We start from the raw sequence: 18,188 nt of genomic DNA on the forward strand, positions 1-18,188 counted from the left end.
GTCACCGGGGACCGCGGCCGCGTCATGCGTCACAGGCACAGCAGGATGCTGGCCGCGCTGTCGCAGAGCAGGCTCAGCGTGCTCTTGCCGCCGCCGCCGTTGTGCTCCGACTCCATTCCCTGAAGGTCGAGGAGCGCCATGTTCCGTCACCCCCTTTCGGGCTGGATAGAGGTGGCCACCGCGGAGGGCTCCGCGGGGGGTCGGGGGGCCGTCGCCAGGAACGGCAGCCCGGCCGGGGCGTCGTGCGACGCCGCGCCGAGCGCGAGGAGCACACCGGCGGTGCCGGTGGCGAGGTCCATGGACAGCCGGAACAGGTTCTCGCCGGGCATCGCCAGGCCGCCGGCGAACGGCAGCGCGTGCCAGGCCAGGTCGCGGACGTGCCGGGCGACGCGCGGGTCGTCGCGGTCCTGGCGGGCGAGGTACAGCAGCATCCCGGCGCGCCCGCCGAACAGGCTCGGCTGCGCGTAGTACCGGGCCGCCGCGGCGAGCCGGATCGCCTCGCGGGCCCGCTCGAACTCCTCGTCGGGGCGGTGCGCGAGGTAGTCGTCCAGGACCAGGCCGATGCCGACGCTGCCGAGCGCGAGGTAGGGCATGATCCGGTAGCCCTCGTCGACGAACAGCGCGCCGTGGCCGTCGTCGACGCAGCCCGCGAGGTCGCGGCGGAGCGCCGCGGCGGCCAGGTCGAGCAGCGCGGCGTCGCCGGTCCGCTCGTAGAAGCGGACGAACATCAGCGCGGCGCCCGCGCCGCCGTGCATGAGCCCGGGCCGCGGGCTGCGCTCCGCCGCCGGCCGGTCCGCGACGATCCGGACGGCGTGGTGGGCGGCGTCGCGCAGGGCGGTGTCGCCGGTGCGTCCGGCGAGGTCGTCCAGGACGAGCGCGGCGCCCGGCAGGCCGCCGAACAGGTCGCCGCCGAGCCCTTCCCAGCGCTCGTCCAGGCAGTGGCCGACGGCGGTGAGCGCGGCGTCGGTACGGCCGAAGCGGCCGAGGACGTAGGCGGCGCCGAGCAGCCCGTCGTACAGGCCGAGCCCGGTCCCGCGGGGCGGGGCGGCGACGCGGTCGGCCAGCCATTCCTCGTGGTCGGGGTGGCGGCCCGCGCCCGTCGCGTCCAGCGCGTACAGGACGCCGGCGGCGCCGTGCGCCAGCCCGAGCCGCGCCTTGCCGAACTGCTCGACGTCGCCGGGGAACAGCCGGTCGGCCCGTCCGGGCGTGGCGCTCGCCAGGATCGCCCGGGCCAGGTCCTCCCGCGCGCGCTCCCAGCCGGACGGGCCGGGCGCGAACTGCGGCGCGGGCGCGGCCGGCAGGTCGCGGGTGATCTCGGCGACCGCCTCGTCCAGGAACGCGCGGGGCACCGGGAAGTAGCGGGCCGCGACGTCGGCGAGATGCCGGGCCTTGCCGCGGTCGATGACGAACAGCGTGGTCATCGGCGTGAACAGGGCGAGCCGCAGGCAGGCCAGGCTGTACCGGTCGACCTCGACGCCGCGCCGGTCGTGCGGCGCCAGGAACGCCGGGCTGGCGAGGGTCTGCCGGCCCCGGTCGGCGGCGGGCGCCGCCGTCTCGAAGTCGATCAGCGCGACGGAGTCGTCCGGGCGGACCATGATGTTGAACATGTGCAGGTCGTTGAAGACGACGCCGCGCTCGTGGATGGCCGTCACGATCCGCTCGACGCCCGCGTACACCCGCAGCGCCCACGCGGTGTAGTCCGCGAACTTCCGGGGCTCGGGGTCCGGGTCGAGCATGGGATGGCGCGTCGCGTAGAAACTGTTGAGCGTCTTTCCCTCGATGAACTCCTGGACGAGGAAATGGTGCTCGCCGAGCGTGAAAGAATCGTGCACCCGGGGGACTCCGTCGATCCCCGCGAGCCGTTCCAGGGTCCGGCGCTCTCGTTCCAGGCGCTCCACGGCGTCGGCGCCGTCCGCGGCGAGGCCGGCGTGCGGTCGGGCCTCTTTCAGGACGACCTTCTCGCCGGTCCGGCTGTCCGTTCCGGCATAGACTCCGCCGCCATTGGAGAAATGCAGCGCCTTCTCGATGCGGTAGGGGAGATCGGTCGTCGTCGTGGCCGAGCGGGCCGCCATGTGCGATTCCAGGCAGCGGGGGAGCGTCACCCATTCCGGCACGCTGAAGACGGGACCGCGCACATCGGGGACGAGGTCGCCGGCGCCGTTCTCCAGCGCGGCGACGAGCTCGCCGCGCCCGTCCAGGCACCGCCGGTCGGCGAACCCGCCGTACCGGACGTGCAGCGGGCCGTCGCCGATGCGCAGATCGCTGAGGATGTACGGGCCGGGCAGGCCGTCCAGCCGGGCGCCCAGCTCGGCCAGCACCCGCTCCAGCTCCGCCTCGTCCTCGGGGTAGACCGTGACGAGCTTGCCGCTCGCGCCGCGCGGCGCGTACTTGGCGTTCCGCGTCCGCAGCGTTCCCGGGGCGCGCAGATGCTTGAATTCCAGGCCCTTGGCGACGCAGTAGTCCCAGGTCTGTTCGAGCACTTTCTCGGCGCTTTCCGCGCAGCCGGTCACATGGACTTTCCAGCCCTGCAGGGGAGTCCGCCGGACGGGCGGGACGTACACCGTCCACTCGTCACCGCGCTCCTGCTCCCAGCCCTCGGGCAGCGGGCGCCGTGAAATCGCGAAATCGGATTCACGGGAGATCGGCGGGGCGTCGTAAAAGAGCTTGTCCGCTATGCAGTAGAGCTCATACCCCATGTCCATGGATGGAATTCCTCTCCCGGCACCGGCACGGTGGCGCCCACGAGAGAAGACAATTGCAGGCCGGCCGCGGCGCGGCCAGTAGCCGAAATAACGATCGACCCGTGAAGATCTACCGCCCGCGGTGTGCGCGGATCATCCGGCACCGCCCGCGGAACCCCGGTATTGAAACAGGTTCTAGTTCCTGTCTAGGCTGTGCGGGCACGGGCGAGCGACCGGAGGTGACGCCGGTGATCCAGGACCGGTTCCGAATCGATGGCAGGGTCGCGGTGGTGACCGGGGCGGGCCGCGGGATCGGCGCGGCGGCCGCCGTGGCGCTCGCGCAGGCGGGCGCGGACGTGGTCGTGTCCGCCCGCACCGAGGACCAGCTGCGCAAGGTGGCCGCGGAGATCGAGGCGGCCGGCCGGCGCGCGCTCGTCGTCCCCGCCGACCTCAGCACGCCGGACGCGGCGGCCGAGTTGGCCACCCGCGCCGTTGACGGCCTCGGCCGCCTCGACATCGTGGTCAACAACATGGGCGGCACGATCCCGAACGCCTTCCTGGACACCACGCCCCAGTACCTCGAGAACGCGTTCCAGTTCAACGTGAGCACCGCGCACGCGCTGACCCGCGCCGCCGTCCCGCACATCCTGGAGTCGGCCACCGCCTCCGCGCCGGGCGCCGTCGTCAACATCTCCTCGGTCATGGGACGGGTCGCCGGGCGCGGCTACCTCGCCTACGGCACCGCCAAGGCCGCCCTCGCGCACTACACCCGGCTCGCCGCCACCGACCTCGCGCCGCGCATCCGCGTCAACGCGGTCGCGGTCGGCTCGGTCGCCACGTCCGCGCTCGACATCGTGATGACCAACGACGAGATGCGCACGCAGATGGAGCAGGGCACCCCGCTCGGCCGGATCGGCGACCCCGAGGACGTCGCGGCGGCCGTGCTGTACCTCGCCTCGCCCGCGGCCGCCTACACCACCGGCACCGTGCTGCGCGTGGACGGCGGCATCGACGTCCCGAACCTCGACCTCGGACTGGAGGACCTGTGACCTACCGCGTCGTCCAGTGGAGCACCGGCAACGTCGGCCGGCACGCGATCGCGGGCATCGACGCCCGCCCCGACCTGGAGCTGGCCGGGGTGTGGGTGTCCAACCCCGCCAAGATCGGCAAGGACGCCGGCGAGCTGGCCGGGCTCGGCCGCACCCTCGGGGTCGCCGCCACCGGGTCGGAGGACGAGCTGCTCGCCCTGCGGCCCGACTGCGTCGTCTACACCTCGATGGCCGACGTCCGGCTGATGGAGGCGATCGACGACCTGTGCCGCATCCTGCGCGCCGGGATCAACGTCGTCTCCAGCAGCCCGGTCTTCCTGCAGTTCCCGGACGGCGTCGTCCCGCCGGAGATGTCCGATCCGGTGCGGGAGGCGGCCGAGGCGGGCGGCGCGTCGCTGTTCGTCAACGGCATCGACCCCGGCTTCGCCAACGACGCGCTGCCGCTCGCCGTCACCGGCATCAGCGAGCGGATCGACCAGGTCCGCTGCATGGAGATCCTCAACTACGCCACCTACGACCAGGGCACCGTCCTGTTCGACATCATGGGGTTCGGCCGCTCCCTGGACGAGACGCCGATGCTGCTGCAGCCCGGCGTGCTCACCATGGCGTGGGGCAGCGTCGTCCGGCAGCTCGCCGCCGGGCTCGGCGTGGAGCTGGACGAGGTCACCGAGCAGCACACCCGGCTGCCCGCCCCCGAGACCTTCGACGTCTCCGCCGGGACGGTCGAGAAGGGCACCGCCGCCGCGCTGCGCTTCGAGGTGCGCGGCATGCGCGGCGGCGAACCCGTGATCGTCCTGGAGCACGTCACCCGGCTGCGCGACGACCTCGCCCCGGACTGGCCGCAGCCCGCCGGCGCCGGCTGCTACCGCGTCGAGGTGCGCGGCGAGCCGGACTACACCGTCGACCTGCAGCTGCTCGGCGGCGACGGCGACCACAACACCGCGGGCCTGAAGGCGACCGCGATGCGGCTGGTCAACGCGATCCCCGCGGTCGTCGCGGCGCCGCCCGGCCTGCTGACCGCGCTCGACCTCCCCCTCATCACCGGCCGCGGCCTGCTCTGACCTACGGCGCGGTGGCGTTGAGGGCCGGGACGAGGAGGGCCTCCTCCCGGTCCAGGTGCCCTTCCAGGTCGGCGGTCAGCCGGTCCACCTCGGCGGCGAGCGCCGCGCGGTCGGGCGCCTCGGCGGCCAGGACGGCTTGCAGGTCGTCCAGGATCGCCTTGATCGCCTCGTGCTCCTCGCGCATCCGCGCCAGCGCCGCCGCCAGCTCGGGACGGCCGCGCTCCACGCCCGGGAACAGCATCAGGTCCTCGCCCGCGTGGTGGTTGCCGAGCCCCTGGCACAGGACGAGGCAGTTCACGCGGAGCTGCGCGCCGAGCACCGGGCCGGACGCGGCGGCCTCCGCGCGGATCCGCCGCAGCTCGGCGCGGAACGCGTCGTGCACCGCGACGAGCATGTCGCCGGGACGCTCCGGCCCGGGCGGCGGACCCTCACCGACCTGCACCAGCGCGACCACCGGCAGCGTCCGGCCCGACCTCGCCTCGTACTCCGCCCAGCCCGGATCGCTCTCCACGGCCCGCGCGAACGCCCGGTCGCGCTCGTCGCCGTCCAGGACGACCGCGTCCGCCTCGTACCGGAACGCGTCGCTCTCCACCGTCACGCGCGGGTTCGCGACGAGGTTGCGGAACCACGCCGGGTGCTTCGGCGCCCCGCCGGCCGACGCGATGACGAGGACGCGCCCGAGACCGTCCGGCAGGTAGCCGAGCGGCGTGGTGCGCGGGGCGCCCGACCGCGCCCCGGTGGTGGTCAGCAGGAGCAGCCGGCCGCCCTCGAACGGCCCGCCGACCCGTCCGCCGTTGGCGCGGAACTCCCCGATGACCTGCTTGTTGAAATCCATCCTGCGGTGGTCTTCCTCTCTGTTTTCGGGCATGGCTGATTGGCGATGGAATGACGTCGCGCGCCATCGAATGGCGTCACGAAATGGCATGCCGAACGGCATGCGAAAAGGGGATGCGTCCGCGCGCGGCGTCCGGCGGGCATGCCGCTGACGTCGCAGGATGCGGAAGAGAAAGAAGGAAACGCGATGGGCAGGGCGGGCCGCGTGCCCGCCCCCGGCTCACTCGGAGGCCGGGTGCCTCACTCGCTCGTGGCCCATGGCCGACCCGGCAGTCACGAAGAAGAACCTACAGAAACCGCGGCCATTGCTCAAGGCCGGATTTCCGGTCCCTTTTCACAGGCCCTCGCGGAGGGCGAGGGCGGCGGCCTGGGTGCGGCCCGTGACGTTCAGCTTCGCCAGGATGTTGGAGACGTGCACGCTCGCCGTCTTCGGCGAGATGAACAGCGCCGCCGCGATCTGCTTGTTGTTGCGGCCCTCCGCGACCAGCTTCAGCACCTCCCGCTCCCGCGCGGTCAGCGCGTCGAACGGCCCGGACGGGCCCGGGGCGGCGGGCCGGCCGGCGTCCAGCCGGGCGCGGGCGCCGAGATCGCGGAGCGCGGCCAGCAGCGGCGCGGCCCCGAGCCGCTCGGCGGCCTCGACCGCCGGCCGCCACTGCGCCGCGGCGGCCTCCCGGTCGCCGCTCTCGGCGAGGGCCTCGGCGAGCCGCCACCGCGACCGCGCCACCTCGTACACGAACCCGCCGTCCGGGTCGCCGTAGGTGAACAGGTCGGTGGCCCGGCGCCACAGGTCCACGTCGTGGACGCCGTCGAGGCGGCGCCGCTCGGCCTCGGCGCGGGCGAGCCAGGCGTGCCCCTCGACGCCGAGCCAGGCGCGGGGCCGTCCGTCGGAGTTGGTCGTCGCGGCGGCGCGGGCCCGCCCGATCAGGTCGTCGCCGATCCGGACCGCGGCGCGGACGGTCTCCTCGTCGCCGGCGGCGCGGGCGCGGGCCGCCCGCTCGGCGTGCGCCCACAGGCCGGTCGCCGCGAGGCGGATGACGGGCGCCTCCTGCGTGTAGTTGCTCTCCACCAGGGTCCGCTCGATCTGCTCGGCGGCGGCGTCGGGGTCGCCGTTCCACAGCGCGTGCTCGGCGGCCAGGCCGCGCGCGACGTAGGTGAGGAACGCGTCGCGCCCCCACAGCGGCGCGATCCAGCGCAGCCGCTCGGCCACCGCCGGGCTGCCCTGGGCGACCTCGGTGAACAGCGCGTACGCCGACACCTGCGCCTCCGCCGTCCGTGTGACCCGGACGGCGAACTCGCCGGCGAGCCGGTTCGCCTCCGCCCAGTCCCCGGACGTGTAGTGGATCAGGAACCGCAGGCAGCGCAGGACGGTCCCGTAGGTGCTCCAGCCGAGGCCGCTGTCGAGGGTCCACTTCACGGCCTCGTCGGCGGCGGCGGTCGCGCCGGCCAGGTCGCCGCGGTCGAACTTCGTCCGCGCGTAGTGGAACGCGGCGCGCAGCGCGACCACCTGGCGGCCCTCCCGCAGCGCCAGGTCGCGGGCCCGCGCGAACATCTCGGCCACGCCGGTGTCGGCCTCCCGCGACTCCCGGAAGACCCCGAGCGTCACCAGCAGGCTCGCCTCGGCGCCCGCCGCCCCGGTCGCGCGCGCCAGCTCGATGGCCCGCTCGGCGAGCTCGGGCATCTCGCCGCGCTCGTCGCGGGCCAGCAGGGTGCGCGCATAGGTGGACAGCGCGGCGGCCCGCTCGGGCAGGGGCGGCTCGGCCGGCAGCATCTCGACGGCGGCCCGGGCCGTCTCGACCGACTCGTCGTCCTCGTCGATGTCGTTGAGGTACTCGGCGAGCCGGTCGCGGAGCCGGGCGCCGAGCAGCACGTCCGCCGGGTCGGCCAGGTCGAGCAGCCGGCGCAGCCGGGACACCGCGCGGCGCTGCTCGCCCGACCGCCCCGAGGTGCGGACGGTGTCCAGCGACAGCCCCATCCGGTCGGTGCCCGAGACCCCCTCCGGGTCCGGCACCGCCTCCCACAGCTCCAGCGCCCGGTCGTAGTGCTCGAACGCCTCGGCGGGCGCGCCGAGCCGCTCGGCCTCCCGGCCCGCCCGCACCGACGCGGCGAACGCGGTCGGCAGGTCGTGCGCGGCGAGGCTGTGGTGCGCCAGCTCCGCGGCCGACCCGCGCCGGCCGCCCGCGCCCCCGGACGCCGCGTCCGCCGCCGTCCCGGCCAGCAGCCGGGCGAAGTCGGCGTGCAGCCGGATCCGCTCGCCCGGCAGCAGGTCGGCGTAGACGGCCTCGCGCAGCAGCGCGTGCCGGAAGGTGTACCCGGTGCCCGCCGGGACGAGCAGCTGGTGCGAGACGACCTCGCGCAGCGCGTCCCCGACCGCGGCCTCGTCCAGGCCCGCCACCCGGCGGACCAGCTCGTCGTCGATGCGCCGCCCGGCGACCGCGGCGACCCGCACGACGCGCTGCGCGCCGTCCGACAGCCGCTCCACCCGCGACAGCAGCAGGTCCGCCAGCCCGGCGGGCAGCTCCTCGCCGGTGCTCGCCGCCGAGTACAGCTCGGCGGCGTAGAAGGCGTTGCCCTCCGAGCGCCGGTACACCCGCTCGACCGTCTCGGCGGTCACCGGCGCCCCGCCGCCCGCCAGCCCGGCCAGGTACTCGGCGGTCTCGCCCGGCCCGAACGGCCGGACCTCCACGCCGGTCACGGTCGGCAGCCGCAGCAGCTCGGCGACCACCGGCCGCAGCGGATGCCGGCGGTGCAGGTCGTCGGAGCGGTAGGTGCCCACCAGGCAGACCCGCTCGCGCGCCAGCACCCGGCTGAGGAAGGTCAGCAGGTGCCGGGTCGACCGGTCCGCCCAGTGCAGGTCCTCCAGCACCAGCAGGACGGGCCGGTCCCGGTCCCCGGTCCGCGCGCCCAGCTCGCCGAGCATCCCGAGCACCGCGCCGAACAGCTGCTGCTGGCCGAGCTCGGACGCCGCGTCCGGGCCGCCCTCGCCGTCGGGGAGCAGCCGCCGCAGCACCGGGCGCGACTCCAGCGCGGCGCGCACGCCCGCCGCCTCGGTCCCGGTGCCGCGCGACGCGGTCCACAGCGCGTCCGCCAGCGGCAGGTACGGCATGCTCTCGCCCAGCTCGGCGCACTGCCCGACCAGCACCGCGCAGTCCCGCTCGCGGGCGGTGGCGGTGAGCGCGGACACCAGATGGGTCTTGCCGACGCCCGCGTCGCCGCTGACCAGCACCACGGCGGCGCCGCCCGCGGCGGCCCGGTCGAGTGCGGCCGTCAGCTCGGCCAGCTCGGCGGTCCTGCCGATCAGCACCCGCCGCCCCCCTTCCGTCATCCCGCACATTATCCCAGCGAGCGGGATGTTCCGGGCCCGGAACGATCAGGGGGCGGGCGGCCGTCCCGGCGCGCCCGCGCCCGCCGCGAACCGGGCGGCCAGCGCCGCCTTGTCGGGCTTGCCGCCGGGCGTGCGGGGCAGCGCGTCGACCCGCCACAGGTGCCGCGGCTCGCACCGGTCGCCGAGCGCCCGGCGGACGAGCGCGCGCAGCCCGTCGAGATCGACGCGCCGCCCGTCCCGGCCGACCACCACGCCCGCCAGGACGGGCCCGGCGGCGCGGGGGAGGGCGAACACCGCGGCGTCGAGCACGGCCGGGTGGCCGGTGAGGACGTGCTCGATCGGGTGGGCGTAGAGCCCGCCCGGGAGCCGGTCCTCGGCCCGGTCGAGCAGGAACAGGTACCCGTCGCCGTCCATCCGGCCGACGTCGCCGGTGCGGGCCCACCCGTCCCGCACCGCCGCGGCGGTGCGCGCGGGGTCGTCCACGTATCCGCTCATCCGCTGCGGCGACCGGACCCACACCTCGCCGACCTCGCCGGGCGGCAGGTCCGTCCCGTCCGGGGCACGGACCCGCAGCTCGACGCCCGGCGCGGCCCGTCCCACCGACATCAGCAGCTCGGGACGGGCGTGGTCGCGCGGCTCCAGCACGGTCAGGAACCCGCCCTCGGACGTCCCGTAGTTCTGCATCAGCAGCGGCCCCAGCCGCCCGGCCGCCCGCGCCGTCCGGGCCGGGACGGCGGCGGCGCCCCCGTAGACGATCAGGCGCAGGCTCGTGAGATCGGCCGGCGCGTCCTCCAGGTGCTCGGCGAGCGCGTAGAGGTCCACCGGGCGGCCGGCCATCAGATGGGTCGCCGCCTCCCGCTCGATCGTCTCCGCCAGCTGCGCGGGCCGCGCGTCCGGCTCCAGGATCACGGTGCCGCCGCCCGCCAGCGTCCAGATCACGAACATGTCCGGCAGGTACCGCGAGCGCGGCGCGACCAGCAGCCGCCACGGCGGCGTGCCGTACATGGCCTGCGCGGCGGCCAGGTGCGCGGCCTCGGCGGCGTGGTCGTAGGCGACGATCTTGTGCTGCCCGGTCGTCCCGCTGCTGAAGGTCGCCAGCGAGACGCCGTCGCAGGGGGGCGTCGTCACGGGCCCGGCGGCGGGCCCGGAGTACAGGTCGTCGTCGAGCGCCTGGCGGACCCGCACGGGACAGGCCGCGAGCAGCGGCGCCGCCTCCGCCCGCCGCGACGGCGCGTACAGCAGCGCGGACGCGTCCAGCGCGCGCATCGCCCGCGCGGCGACCTCGACCGGCACACCGCCCCAGACGTGGACGAACCGGCAGCCGAGCGCCAGCGCGGCGATCCGGCTCACGGGCGACTCCGCGCCCGTGCCGTACAGGCACGCGACCGTGTCCCCGCGGCGGACCCCGCTGGCCGCCAGCCGCGCGGCCGCCGCCGCGACCATGCCGAGCACGTCGTCCCCGGACAGCCGCGTCCCCCCGTGCACCAGCACCTCGCGAGGCCCGGCCGCCCGCAGCCCGTCCAGCAGGGCGGCCCCGATCCCCGAGCTCACCCGGCCCTCCGGCCGAGGCGCACCGGCAGGGTCGTGGTGCTGAGCGCGAGGACCGACGGCACCGGGGCCAGCTCGTCCGCCGGCTTGGCGAGCGCGAGGCCGGGGAAGGCCGCGAACAGCGCGGACAGCGCGACCTCGCCGACGAGGCGGCCCAGCGGCGCGCCGAGGCAGAAGTGCGGGCCGTGCCCGAACGACAGGTGCGGCGGCGGGTCGGAGGCGACGTCGAACCGCGCGGCCCGCTCGCCGTACCGGTCGGGATCGCGGCCGGCGGCGGCGAAGCAGGCCAGCACGGCCTCGCCCTTCCGCACCGTCACGCCGCCGATCTCCACGTCCCGCACGGCGTAGCGCATCGGGAAATGGCGCAGCGGCGACTCCAGCCGCAGCGCCTCCTCCACCGCCGCGCTCCACGGCCGGGCCCCCGAGCGCAGCAGTTCGAGCCGGCCGGGACGGGCGAGCAGCAGCCGAACCGCGTTGGTGATCAGGTTGACCGTGGTCACGTGGCCCGCGACGTACAGCTCCTGGACGGTATCGAACACCTCGCCGGCGGACAGCGCCCCCCGGGCCGGGTCCCCGTCCTCCAACGCGACCAGGTCGCTGATCAGGTCGTCGGCGGGGGAGCGGCGCCGCGCCTCGACGGTCTCCCGGATCACCGCGTCCCGTCCGGCCCGCGCGCTCGCCAGGCGTTCGGCGCTGCCGCGGGTCGTGGTGAGCACGTGGTCGTTGCCGGTCAGCTCCGCGCGGCGCTCGCGCGGGATGCCCATGACGTCGGAGATGACCTCGCAGGGCAGCGGGTAGGCGAACGCGCGCCGCAGGTCGACGGGGCCGGGCGGCAGCTCCGCCAGCCGGTCCGTGAACTCGGCGGTCACCGCCTCCACCCGCGGGCGCATCGCGGCGACCCGGCGCGCCGAGAACACCCGCGACAGCGGGCCGCGCAGCCGCCGGTGCTCCTCGCCCTCGGCGTTCAGCATCGTCCGGGCCAGCACGATCGGGGCGAGCGACCCGGTCGGGCACAGCGACCGGCGGCCCTCCGCCGACCAGTGCCGGACGTCCCGCGACAGGTCCGGATGGGCGAGGACCGCCTCGAGCGCCGAGTACCGCGCCGCCGCCCACGCCCGCACGCCCTCGATCTCGACCGGCACCAGCGCGCCGGCCGCCCGCAGCCGCTCGTTGTCCCCGTGCACGTCCGGCGTGGCCGGATCGAGGGTGAAGCGGGCGGGCTCCACGGCCGTCACGACCGCTCCGGGGTCGCGGCGAGCCGTCCGGCGTCGACGTCAGGCGTGCGGCCGAAGTACAGGTCGCGGACCAGGTCCCCGGCCGCGGGCGCGGTGCACAGGCCGTGCCCGGAGAAGCCCGCCGCGTACAGGAACGGCGTCTCGCCGGGCAGCCGGCCGATGAACTCGGTCCGGTCCGGGCTGGCGTCGCGGACGCCGACGAAGGCCGTCCGCACCTCCGCCCCCGCCAGCGCCGGGTACACGGTGGCCAGCCGCTCGCGCACCCGCGCACGCCACCCGTCCCGGTCGGGCCCCGGGTACCCCATGCCGACCAGCAGCCCGTCGCCGCGCTTGCGGACGAGCAGCCCGCTCGCCGCGTGCAGCGTCATCGGGACGTCCGGCACCGGCGTCCCGGACGGCGGCGGCCCGCAGGCCAGCAGCTCCTGCTCGACCGGATCGCCGAGCGGCAGTTCCACCCCGGCCGCGCGGGCCAGCGGCGCCGACCAGGCGCCGGCCGCGCAGACGACCGCGCCGGCGGTGAGCGGGCCGTCGCCGGTGTCGAGCCGGCCGGACGCGATGTCGACCGCCTTGACCGGGCAGCCCGTCCGCAGGTCCGCGCCCGCCCGCCGCGCCGCCTCGGCGAACCCGCCGACGATCGCCGCCGTGTCCGACACGTACGCGTCCGGCGACCACGCCGCCGCCAGCAGCGGGACGTCGCCGAGCAGCGGGTTGCGCCGCCGGGCCTCGTCCGCGTCGATCAGCCGCACGTCCACACCGGCGGCGCGCTGCGCCGGGAGGTCCGCCTCGAACGCCGCGACCTGCTCCGGCTCGCCGAACAGCACGAGGTACCCGACCCGCCGCAGCGGGATCGCGGTCCCGGACCGCTTCTCGAACGTCCGGTAGGCGGCCAGGCTCCGGACGGCCATCGCCGAGCTGACCGGATTGCCGGGGAAGTAGGTGCGGACGACGTCCGCCGTCGCGCGGGACGCACCCGACCCCAGCCCGTCCCGCTCCAGCAGCACGGTCTCGACGCCCGCCTCGGCCAGATGGCAGGCGGCCGACAGCCCGACGACCCCGCCGCCGATCACCACCGCCGGCCCGCGGGTCACGACGCGACCCCGGCCTGCCGCAGATGGTCGCCGACATTCCACGGGAACAGGTGCAGGTTCCAGCCGCCCAGGCAGTTGACGTACAGCGCCATGTGCGCCATCACCGCGGCGAAGTCCTGGCGGGTCGCGAGCCGGTCGAGGCCGTCGATCAGCCGCTCGGTGAACGCGCCCAGCGTCTCCAGGCCGCAGTAGGCGAGGAACTCCGCCGGCACCGCGATCATCGCGCGGGCCGCCATCCGCAGCGAGTCCAGCGGCATCCCCTCGTGCGCCAGCCGGACGAGGCCGCTGTAGGCGTTGTAGCCCAGCGGACGGGTCTCGCCGTTGACGAACAGCAGCGTCGTCAGGACGGTCCCGTGCGTGCCGGCGCGCGAGGCGATGCGCCCGTCGTGCAGGTCGGCCAGCTCCCGCGGCGCGTCCAGCCAGATCCGCTCGGTCTCGGCGTGCACGTCCCCGGCCAGGGCGTCCATCTCCGGGTCGGCGGCGCGCAGCCGCGGCAGCCGGTGCCCGCTCGGCTCCCCGGCCCGGCGCACCTCCGCCACGACCGGCTTCTTGGACGAGTACACCGACTCCCACACGGCCCGCCCGGCGTCGGCGAGCGCGTCCAGGTCGCCGGGGACGACCCGCCCGATCGGCGTCGCCGCCATCGGCTCGGTCAGCTCGCCGTACTTGATGCCGAGATGCTGGAGCCGCGAGCAGAACAGCGTGCCGTCCGGCACCGTCCGCCGGTCCACCCGGTACGCGGCGGACAGGTGCAGCACCTCGTGCACCGGCGCGACGTGGTAGAGGTGGTGGCCGGCGACGAGGGCGTGGCCCTGCAGGCTCCGGTAGGGCAGCGCGTTCCAGAGCGCGTCCGCGAGGACGGCGTTGCGTTCGTCGAGGTCGGCGGTCACGGTGACGCCCAGCACGGGCCAGCCGATCTCGATGCGTCGAAGAGTGTTCACAGTGCGTAGCGGTACCCGCCGATCTGCGAAAACATGCCCTCTGACCTGCGAAGACACGCCCCGGGAACGGCATGGCGCCGGTCGCGCGGCACCGGGGCGGCGGCCGGGGCGCGGCGGCACGGCGGCGGCCGCGCACAGCGGCGGGCCCCGGATCCGACGGGGGGTGGATCCGGGGCCCGCTGTAGGACGGAGGCGTCAGCCGGCGAGGGCGGGGATCCTCTCGGCCTCGAGCTCCGTCTCGTCCTCCGCCGCCTCGGGGACCGGCTCCGGCTCGGGCACCGGCAGCACCCGGTCGTAGGCGCGCACCGTCTCGGCCGCGATCCGGTCCCAGGAGTAGCGGGACCGGGCCCGGTCCGCCGCCGCGATCGAGTAGCCGTGCAGCGTGGTCTCCTCGGTGAGCAGCCGGCGGACCGCGCGGCCGATCACCGCGGGCCGCCCGGCCGGCACGTGCAGGCCGGTGATCTTGTCGAGCACCTCGTCGGCGTTGCCGCCGGCGGGGGTGGCCACCACCGGGACGCCGCAGGCCATGGCCTCCAGCGGCGCCGCCGGGGACGGCTGCACCGGGGTCAGGCACAGCGCCACGCTGGCGGTGCGCAGCAGCTTCGGCAGCGACTTGCGGGGCAGCCGGCCGAGGAAGATCACGCGGTCGGCGACGTGCAGCTCCTTGGCCAGCATCATCAGCCGGTGCACGACCGGGTCGTTCTCCAGGTCCTCGCGGGCGGGCCCGCCGGCCACGGCCAGCTCGGCGTCGGGGACGTGCACCAGCGCGCGCAGCGCGGTCGCCACGTCGCCGGCCTCCAGGTCGTCGCAGACCATCACCAGCCGGTCCCGGTCGCCGTGCGGCATCGCCGGGCCGACCTGCGCGAACTGCTCGGCGTCCACGGCGTAGGGGACCACCGCGACCGACGGGCGGGGCACGCCCATCCGCACGACCGCGCCGGCCTCCTCGGCGTGGCCGGCGACCACGATGTCGGCGCCGCGGCCGATGGCCTTCTCCAGCCGGTCGCGGTGCGGGTGGACCGTGCGGCCGGCGCGCCGCTCGGCGGCGGCGACGCCGTGGTAGCTCTGCGCGAAGGGGATGTCGAGCTCGCGGGCGACGGCGCAGGCGGCGAGGCCGCCGATCCAGCCGTGCGCGTGCACGATGTCGGGGCGGCCGGCACCGGACCAGCGGTGCCGCAGCTCGTCGGCGAAGTCGCGGACGTGCTCGAGCAGCTCGTCGTCGGTCAGCGGACGGGCGGGGCCGGCGTCCAGCCGGACGAGCGTGGCGCCGGGGCCGAGACGGACCCGGCCGCGGGCGTCGGCGTCCTGGCGGCGGGCGTAGACCGTCACCTGGTGGCCCGCGTCACCGCGGGCGAGGGAACGGGCGAGATCCCGGACGTGGACTGACTGCAGGTGTTCGCCGTCAAGGTCGGAGGCGGACACGAGAGCGATGTTCAGCGTGCGGTGCATGACGTATCCTCCGGGACAACACAGGGGAAGCCTGGAGGTATCTGCGTCGTAGACACCTGCTCGCTGGAATCTATTTCCTACCGCTCTCCCCGTCAAACCTCGCGAATCGGACTGCTGTCCCCGCCGCCCCCCGCCAACACTCTCACCAGCGTGGATACTGGAAGGGATGGACGAAAGTTCGCTCTGGTACGTCGCGTACGGCTCGAACCTCTTCCGCGAGAGGTTCACGTGCTACCTGTCCGGCGGCCGCCCCGCCGGCGGCGCCCGCCGCTACACCGGCTGCCGCGACCCCCGTCCCGCCCGCGCCGAGCTGGCGGTCACGGTGCCCGGCGGCATCTACTTCGCGCTGACGTCCCAGGTGTGGGGCGGCGGCATGGCCTTCTACGACCCGGCCCTGCCCGGACGCGCCGCCGCCCGCGCCTACCTGCTGACCCGCCGCCAGTTCTGCGACGTCATGTCCCAGGAGATGCGCCGCGACGTCGGCACCGACCACGACCTGTCGGAGGCCGTCGCGCACGGCAGCCAGCGCATCGGCCCCGGCCGCTACGAGACGATCGTCAAGGTCGGCGAGCGGGGCGGCCACCCGATGCTGACGTTCACCGCGCCGCACGCCGCGTCCGCCGCCGAGCTGAACGCGCCGTCCGCGCCGTACCTCACCATGCTCGGCCACGGCCTGCGCGAGTCGCACGACTGGCCGCCCGCCCGCGCCGCCGCCTACCTCGCCGCCCGCCCCGGCGCCCGCGGCGCCTGGACCCCGCGGCGCGTCGCCGCCCTCCTCGCGGCGCCCCGCCCTCCCGCCGCCCGCGCCGCGGGGCTACCGTCGTCGCATGAACGTCGGTGACGTCGTTGACGACTTCGAACTGCCCGACCAGACGGGCGAACCGCGCACCCTGACCGGCCTGCTGGAACAGGGCCCGGTCGTCCTGTTCTTCTATCCCGCCGCCCTGACGCCCGGCTGCACCGCCGAGGCCTGCCACTTCCGCGACCTCGTCGCCGAGCTCGCGGAGGTCGGCGCCCACCCCGTCGGCGTCAGCGCCGACCCCGTCGCCAAGCAGAAGGAGTTCGCCGAGAAGCACTCCTTCGCCTACCCCCTGCTGTCCGACCCCGAAGGCACCGTCCGCGCCCGCTTCGGCGTCAAGCGCGGCCTCGCCCTCCTGCCCACCAAGCGCCAGACCTTCGTCATCGACACCGACCGCCGCGTCCTCGCGGTCATCAAGAGCGAGGTCCGCATGAACACCCACGCCGACAAGGCCCTGGAAGCCCTCCGCGCCCGCAAGTGAGGCGCTGCGCTGCTCAGGAGGCGGGGACGATCGGGAGGACGATGGCGCTGGGGTGGTCGGGGGTGTGCAGGATCTCCTGGTCGGCGGTGAGCATCTCGGTGGCGGTGCCGATGGGGGCGCCGGTGCCGGGGTTGCGGGCGACGCGGGGGTAGGCGCCGCTGGCGACCTGGACGCGGACGCGGTGGCCGCGCAGGAAGCGGTGCCCGGCCGGCCACAGCTCGACGGTGACGCGGCGGACGCCGTCCTCGCCGGGCTCGGGGGTGCCGGGGACGAGCCGCCGCATGCCCTCGCACAGGTTGCGGGACTCGCCGTCCGGGGTGACGTCGCAGAGCCGGACGACGAAGTCGGTGTGCTCGCGGTTGGACCGGATGTGCAGGTCCGCGGTGACCGGGCCGATGATCTCCAGGTCGTCGTCCAGCACCGGCGAGGTGTAGACGAGCACGTCGCGGCGGCGTTCGAGGCGGCGCTGGTCGGTGACGGGGTGGGTCTCGCCGAGCAGGGTCGGGCCGCCGAGGAACGGCGTGGGGTGCTCCGGGTCGTACCGGTAGGTGTCGGGCTCGGACTCGGGCGGCTCGTCGGGGGACAGGGCGCCGGCGGGCTGCAGGTGCCAGCGCTGCTCGCGCATCCCCGGGACGGGCCAGTCGGGGAACTCGCGCCACTCGTCCACCCCGGTCACCAGCAGCCGGACGGGCTGCTCGCGCAGGCCGGACGGGTCGTCGAGCAGGTGCGCGCGGAACCACTTGACCGACTCGGCCACCGAGCCGCGCATCATCCGCTGGTCGGCGTGGAACCACGGGCCGATGGTGAGGTAGGGGCGGTGCCCGGCGGCGCGGAGCGCGGCGTAGTCCTTGAGCTGCCACGGCAGGAAGATGTCGTACCAGCCGCCGGTCATGTTCACCGGGGCGGACACCTTGGAGACGGTGGGGCTGAAGTCGCGCTTGTCCCAGAACGGGGTGTCGGGGCCGTTGACCAGCAGCTCCTGGAAGAAGCGCTGCTGCGCGCCGGTCGCGAGCCGGTCGAGCTCGGCGAGCGGGCGGCCCGACAGTGCGGCGCGCCGGGCGCGACGCGGCGACATGATGCCGGTGGTGATGCCCGACAGCGAGTTCTTCATCCGGGCGGTGAGGTCGACCCAGATCAGCGCGGACTCCAGCGCGAACGTCCCGCCGACGTTCACCGCGTCGCGGAAGGTCGACGCGGTGACCTGCATCGACAGGGCCTTCAGCTCCGGCCCGGCCTCGGCGGCGACGGCCCACTGGACGTAGCCGAGGTAGCTCGGGCCGTGCATGGCGAAGGACCCGCCGAACCACGGCTGCTCCGTGAGCCAGGCGATGGTGGCCAGGCCGTCCTCGCGCTCGTCGAGCGCCTCGAACACGCCGCCGGAGCCGAAGCCGCCGCGCACGCTCTGCACCACGGCCTGGAAGCCGTGCGAGGCGAACGCCTGCCCGCACATCAGCCCGAACGGCCCGCGCCTGCCGTAGGGTGAGCGGACGAGCACGACCGGCGCCCGCTCGACGCCGGCGGGGGCGTGCCGGTCGGCCAGCAGCGTCACGCCGTCGGCGGCCGGGACCCTCAGGTCGCGCTCGACCGTCACCCGGTGGGGGCCGTTCCGCAGTCCGAGCGCCGTGACCCCGAGCCGGCGCATCCTCTCCACGCCTACCACTTGATCGATCGTATCCGGCGGGGGACGGGGCCCCGGCTGT

At 75.5% G+C, this 18,188-nt stretch carries 14 protein-coding genes; 4 read left to right on the forward strand and 10 right to left on the reverse strand.

The features are described from left to right. Nucleotides 1-29: 29 nt before the first annotated feature. Nucleotides 30-140 (reverse strand): SapB/AmfS family lanthipeptide, encoded by a 111-nt coding sequence (locus tag QP089_RS41320; protein ID WP_285919784.1) that lies wholly within the window; start codon nt 138-140, stop codon nt 30-32. A 6-nt stretch (nt 141-146) separates the two neighbouring features. Next, the gene (lanKC, locus tag QP089_RS41325) at nt 147-2,702 is read right to left on the reverse strand and encodes a class III lanthionine synthetase LanKC (RefSeq protein WP_285919786.1); all 2,556 of its coding nucleotides are present in this window, start codon (nt 2,700-2,702) and stop codon (nt 147-149) included. Between the two features lie 227 nt (nt 2,703-2,929). On the opposite strand from lanKC, the gene QP089_RS41330 reads away from it, so the two are divergent. Both QP089_RS41330 and QP089_RS41335 read left to right on the forward strand, forming a co-directional pair. Further along, nucleotides 2,930-3,730 carry an SDR family oxidoreductase gene (locus QP089_RS41330; RefSeq protein WP_285919788.1) on the forward strand — a complete coding sequence of 267 codons (801 nt, stop codon included), beginning with the start codon at nt 2,930-2,932 and terminating at the stop codon, nt 3,728-3,730. Further along, nucleotides 3,727-4,791 carry an NAD(P)H-dependent amine dehydrogenase family protein gene (locus QP089_RS41335; protein ID WP_285919790.1) on the forward strand — a complete coding sequence of 355 codons (1,065 nt, stop codon included), beginning with the start codon at nt 3,727-3,729 and terminating at the stop codon, nt 4,789-4,791. The genes QP089_RS41330 and QP089_RS41335 overlap by 4 nt, the downstream gene beginning before the upstream one ends. 1 nt (nt 4,792) lies before the next feature. On the opposite strand, the gene QP089_RS41340 is transcribed toward QP089_RS41335, so the two are convergent. From QP089_RS41340 to QP089_RS41370, 7 genes are all read right to left on the reverse strand, one after another. Next, nucleotides 4,793-5,626 (reverse strand): nitroreductase/quinone reductase family protein, encoded by an 834-nt coding sequence (locus tag QP089_RS41340; RefSeq protein WP_285919792.1) that lies wholly within the window; start codon nt 5,624-5,626, stop codon nt 4,793-4,795. 333 nt (nt 5,627-5,959) lie between these two features. Beyond that, nucleotides 5,960-8,947, reverse strand: coding sequence for a helix-turn-helix transcriptional regulator (locus QP089_RS41345; protein WP_285919794.1), 2,988 nt, complete (start codon nt 8,945-8,947; stop codon nt 5,960-5,962). A gap of 45 nt (nt 8,948-8,992) precedes the next feature. Beyond that, nucleotides 8,993-10,498 carry a class I adenylate-forming enzyme family protein gene (locus QP089_RS41350; protein ID WP_285919796.1) on the reverse strand — a complete coding sequence of 502 codons (1,506 nt, stop codon included), beginning with the start codon at nt 10,496-10,498 and terminating at the stop codon, nt 8,993-8,995. Continuing rightward, nucleotides 10,495-11,730: a cytochrome P450 family protein gene (locus QP089_RS41355; RefSeq protein WP_285919798.1), complete on the reverse strand. Its 1,236-nt coding sequence runs from the start codon at nt 11,728-11,730 to the stop codon at nt 10,495-10,497. The genes QP089_RS41350 and QP089_RS41355 overlap by 4 nt, the downstream gene beginning before the upstream one ends. Continuing rightward, the gene (locus tag QP089_RS41360; RefSeq protein WP_285919800.1) at nt 11,727-12,818 is read right to left on the reverse strand and encodes an NAD(P)/FAD-dependent oxidoreductase; all 1,092 of its coding nucleotides are present in this window, start codon (nt 12,816-12,818) and stop codon (nt 11,727-11,729) included. Before QP089_RS41360 ends, QP089_RS41355 begins: the two co-directional genes overlap by 4 nt. Next, entirely contained in the window at nt 12,815-13,759 is a 945-nt protein-coding gene (locus QP089_RS41365; RefSeq protein ID WP_285919802.1) for a cucumopine synthase-related protein, read from the reverse strand. The genes QP089_RS41360 and QP089_RS41365 overlap by 4 nt, the downstream gene beginning before the upstream one ends. A 195-nt stretch (nt 13,760-13,954) precedes the next feature. Further along, a complete protein-coding gene (locus QP089_RS41370) occupies nt 13,955-15,208 on the reverse strand; it encodes a glycosyltransferase (RefSeq protein WP_285919804.1) in 1,254 nt (417 codons plus the stop codon). Between the two features lie 166 nt (nt 15,209-15,374). Here QP089_RS41370 and QP089_RS41375 point away from each other — a divergent pair, with 166 nt between their 5' ends. Together QP089_RS41375 and QP089_RS41380 are read left to right on the forward strand one after the other, a co-directional pair. After that, nucleotides 15,375-16,049 carry a histone deacetylase gene (locus QP089_RS41375; protein ID WP_285919806.1) on the forward strand — a complete coding sequence of 225 codons (675 nt, stop codon included), beginning with the start codon at nt 15,375-15,377 and terminating at the stop codon, nt 16,047-16,049. Beyond that, entirely contained in the window at nt 16,036-16,488 is a 453-nt protein-coding gene (locus tag QP089_RS41380) for a peroxiredoxin (RefSeq protein WP_285919808.1), read from the forward strand. The genes QP089_RS41375 and QP089_RS41380 overlap by 14 nt, the downstream gene beginning before the upstream one ends. 13 nt (nt 16,489-16,501) lie before the next feature. Here QP089_RS41380 and QP089_RS41385 read toward each other — a convergent pair whose 3' ends face one another. Next, nucleotides 16,502-18,130: a CocE/NonD family hydrolase gene (locus QP089_RS41385; protein ID WP_285919959.1), complete on the reverse strand. Its 1,629-nt coding sequence runs from the start codon at nt 18,128-18,130 to the stop codon at nt 16,502-16,504. Nucleotides 18,131-18,188: the final 58 nt, after the last annotated feature.

The sequence above is a fragment of the Actinomadura opuntiae genome (assembly GCF_030283205.1).
In the GTDB taxonomy this organism is placed as follows: domain Bacteria; phylum Actinomycetota; class Actinomycetes; order Streptosporangiales; family Streptosporangiaceae; genus Spirillospora.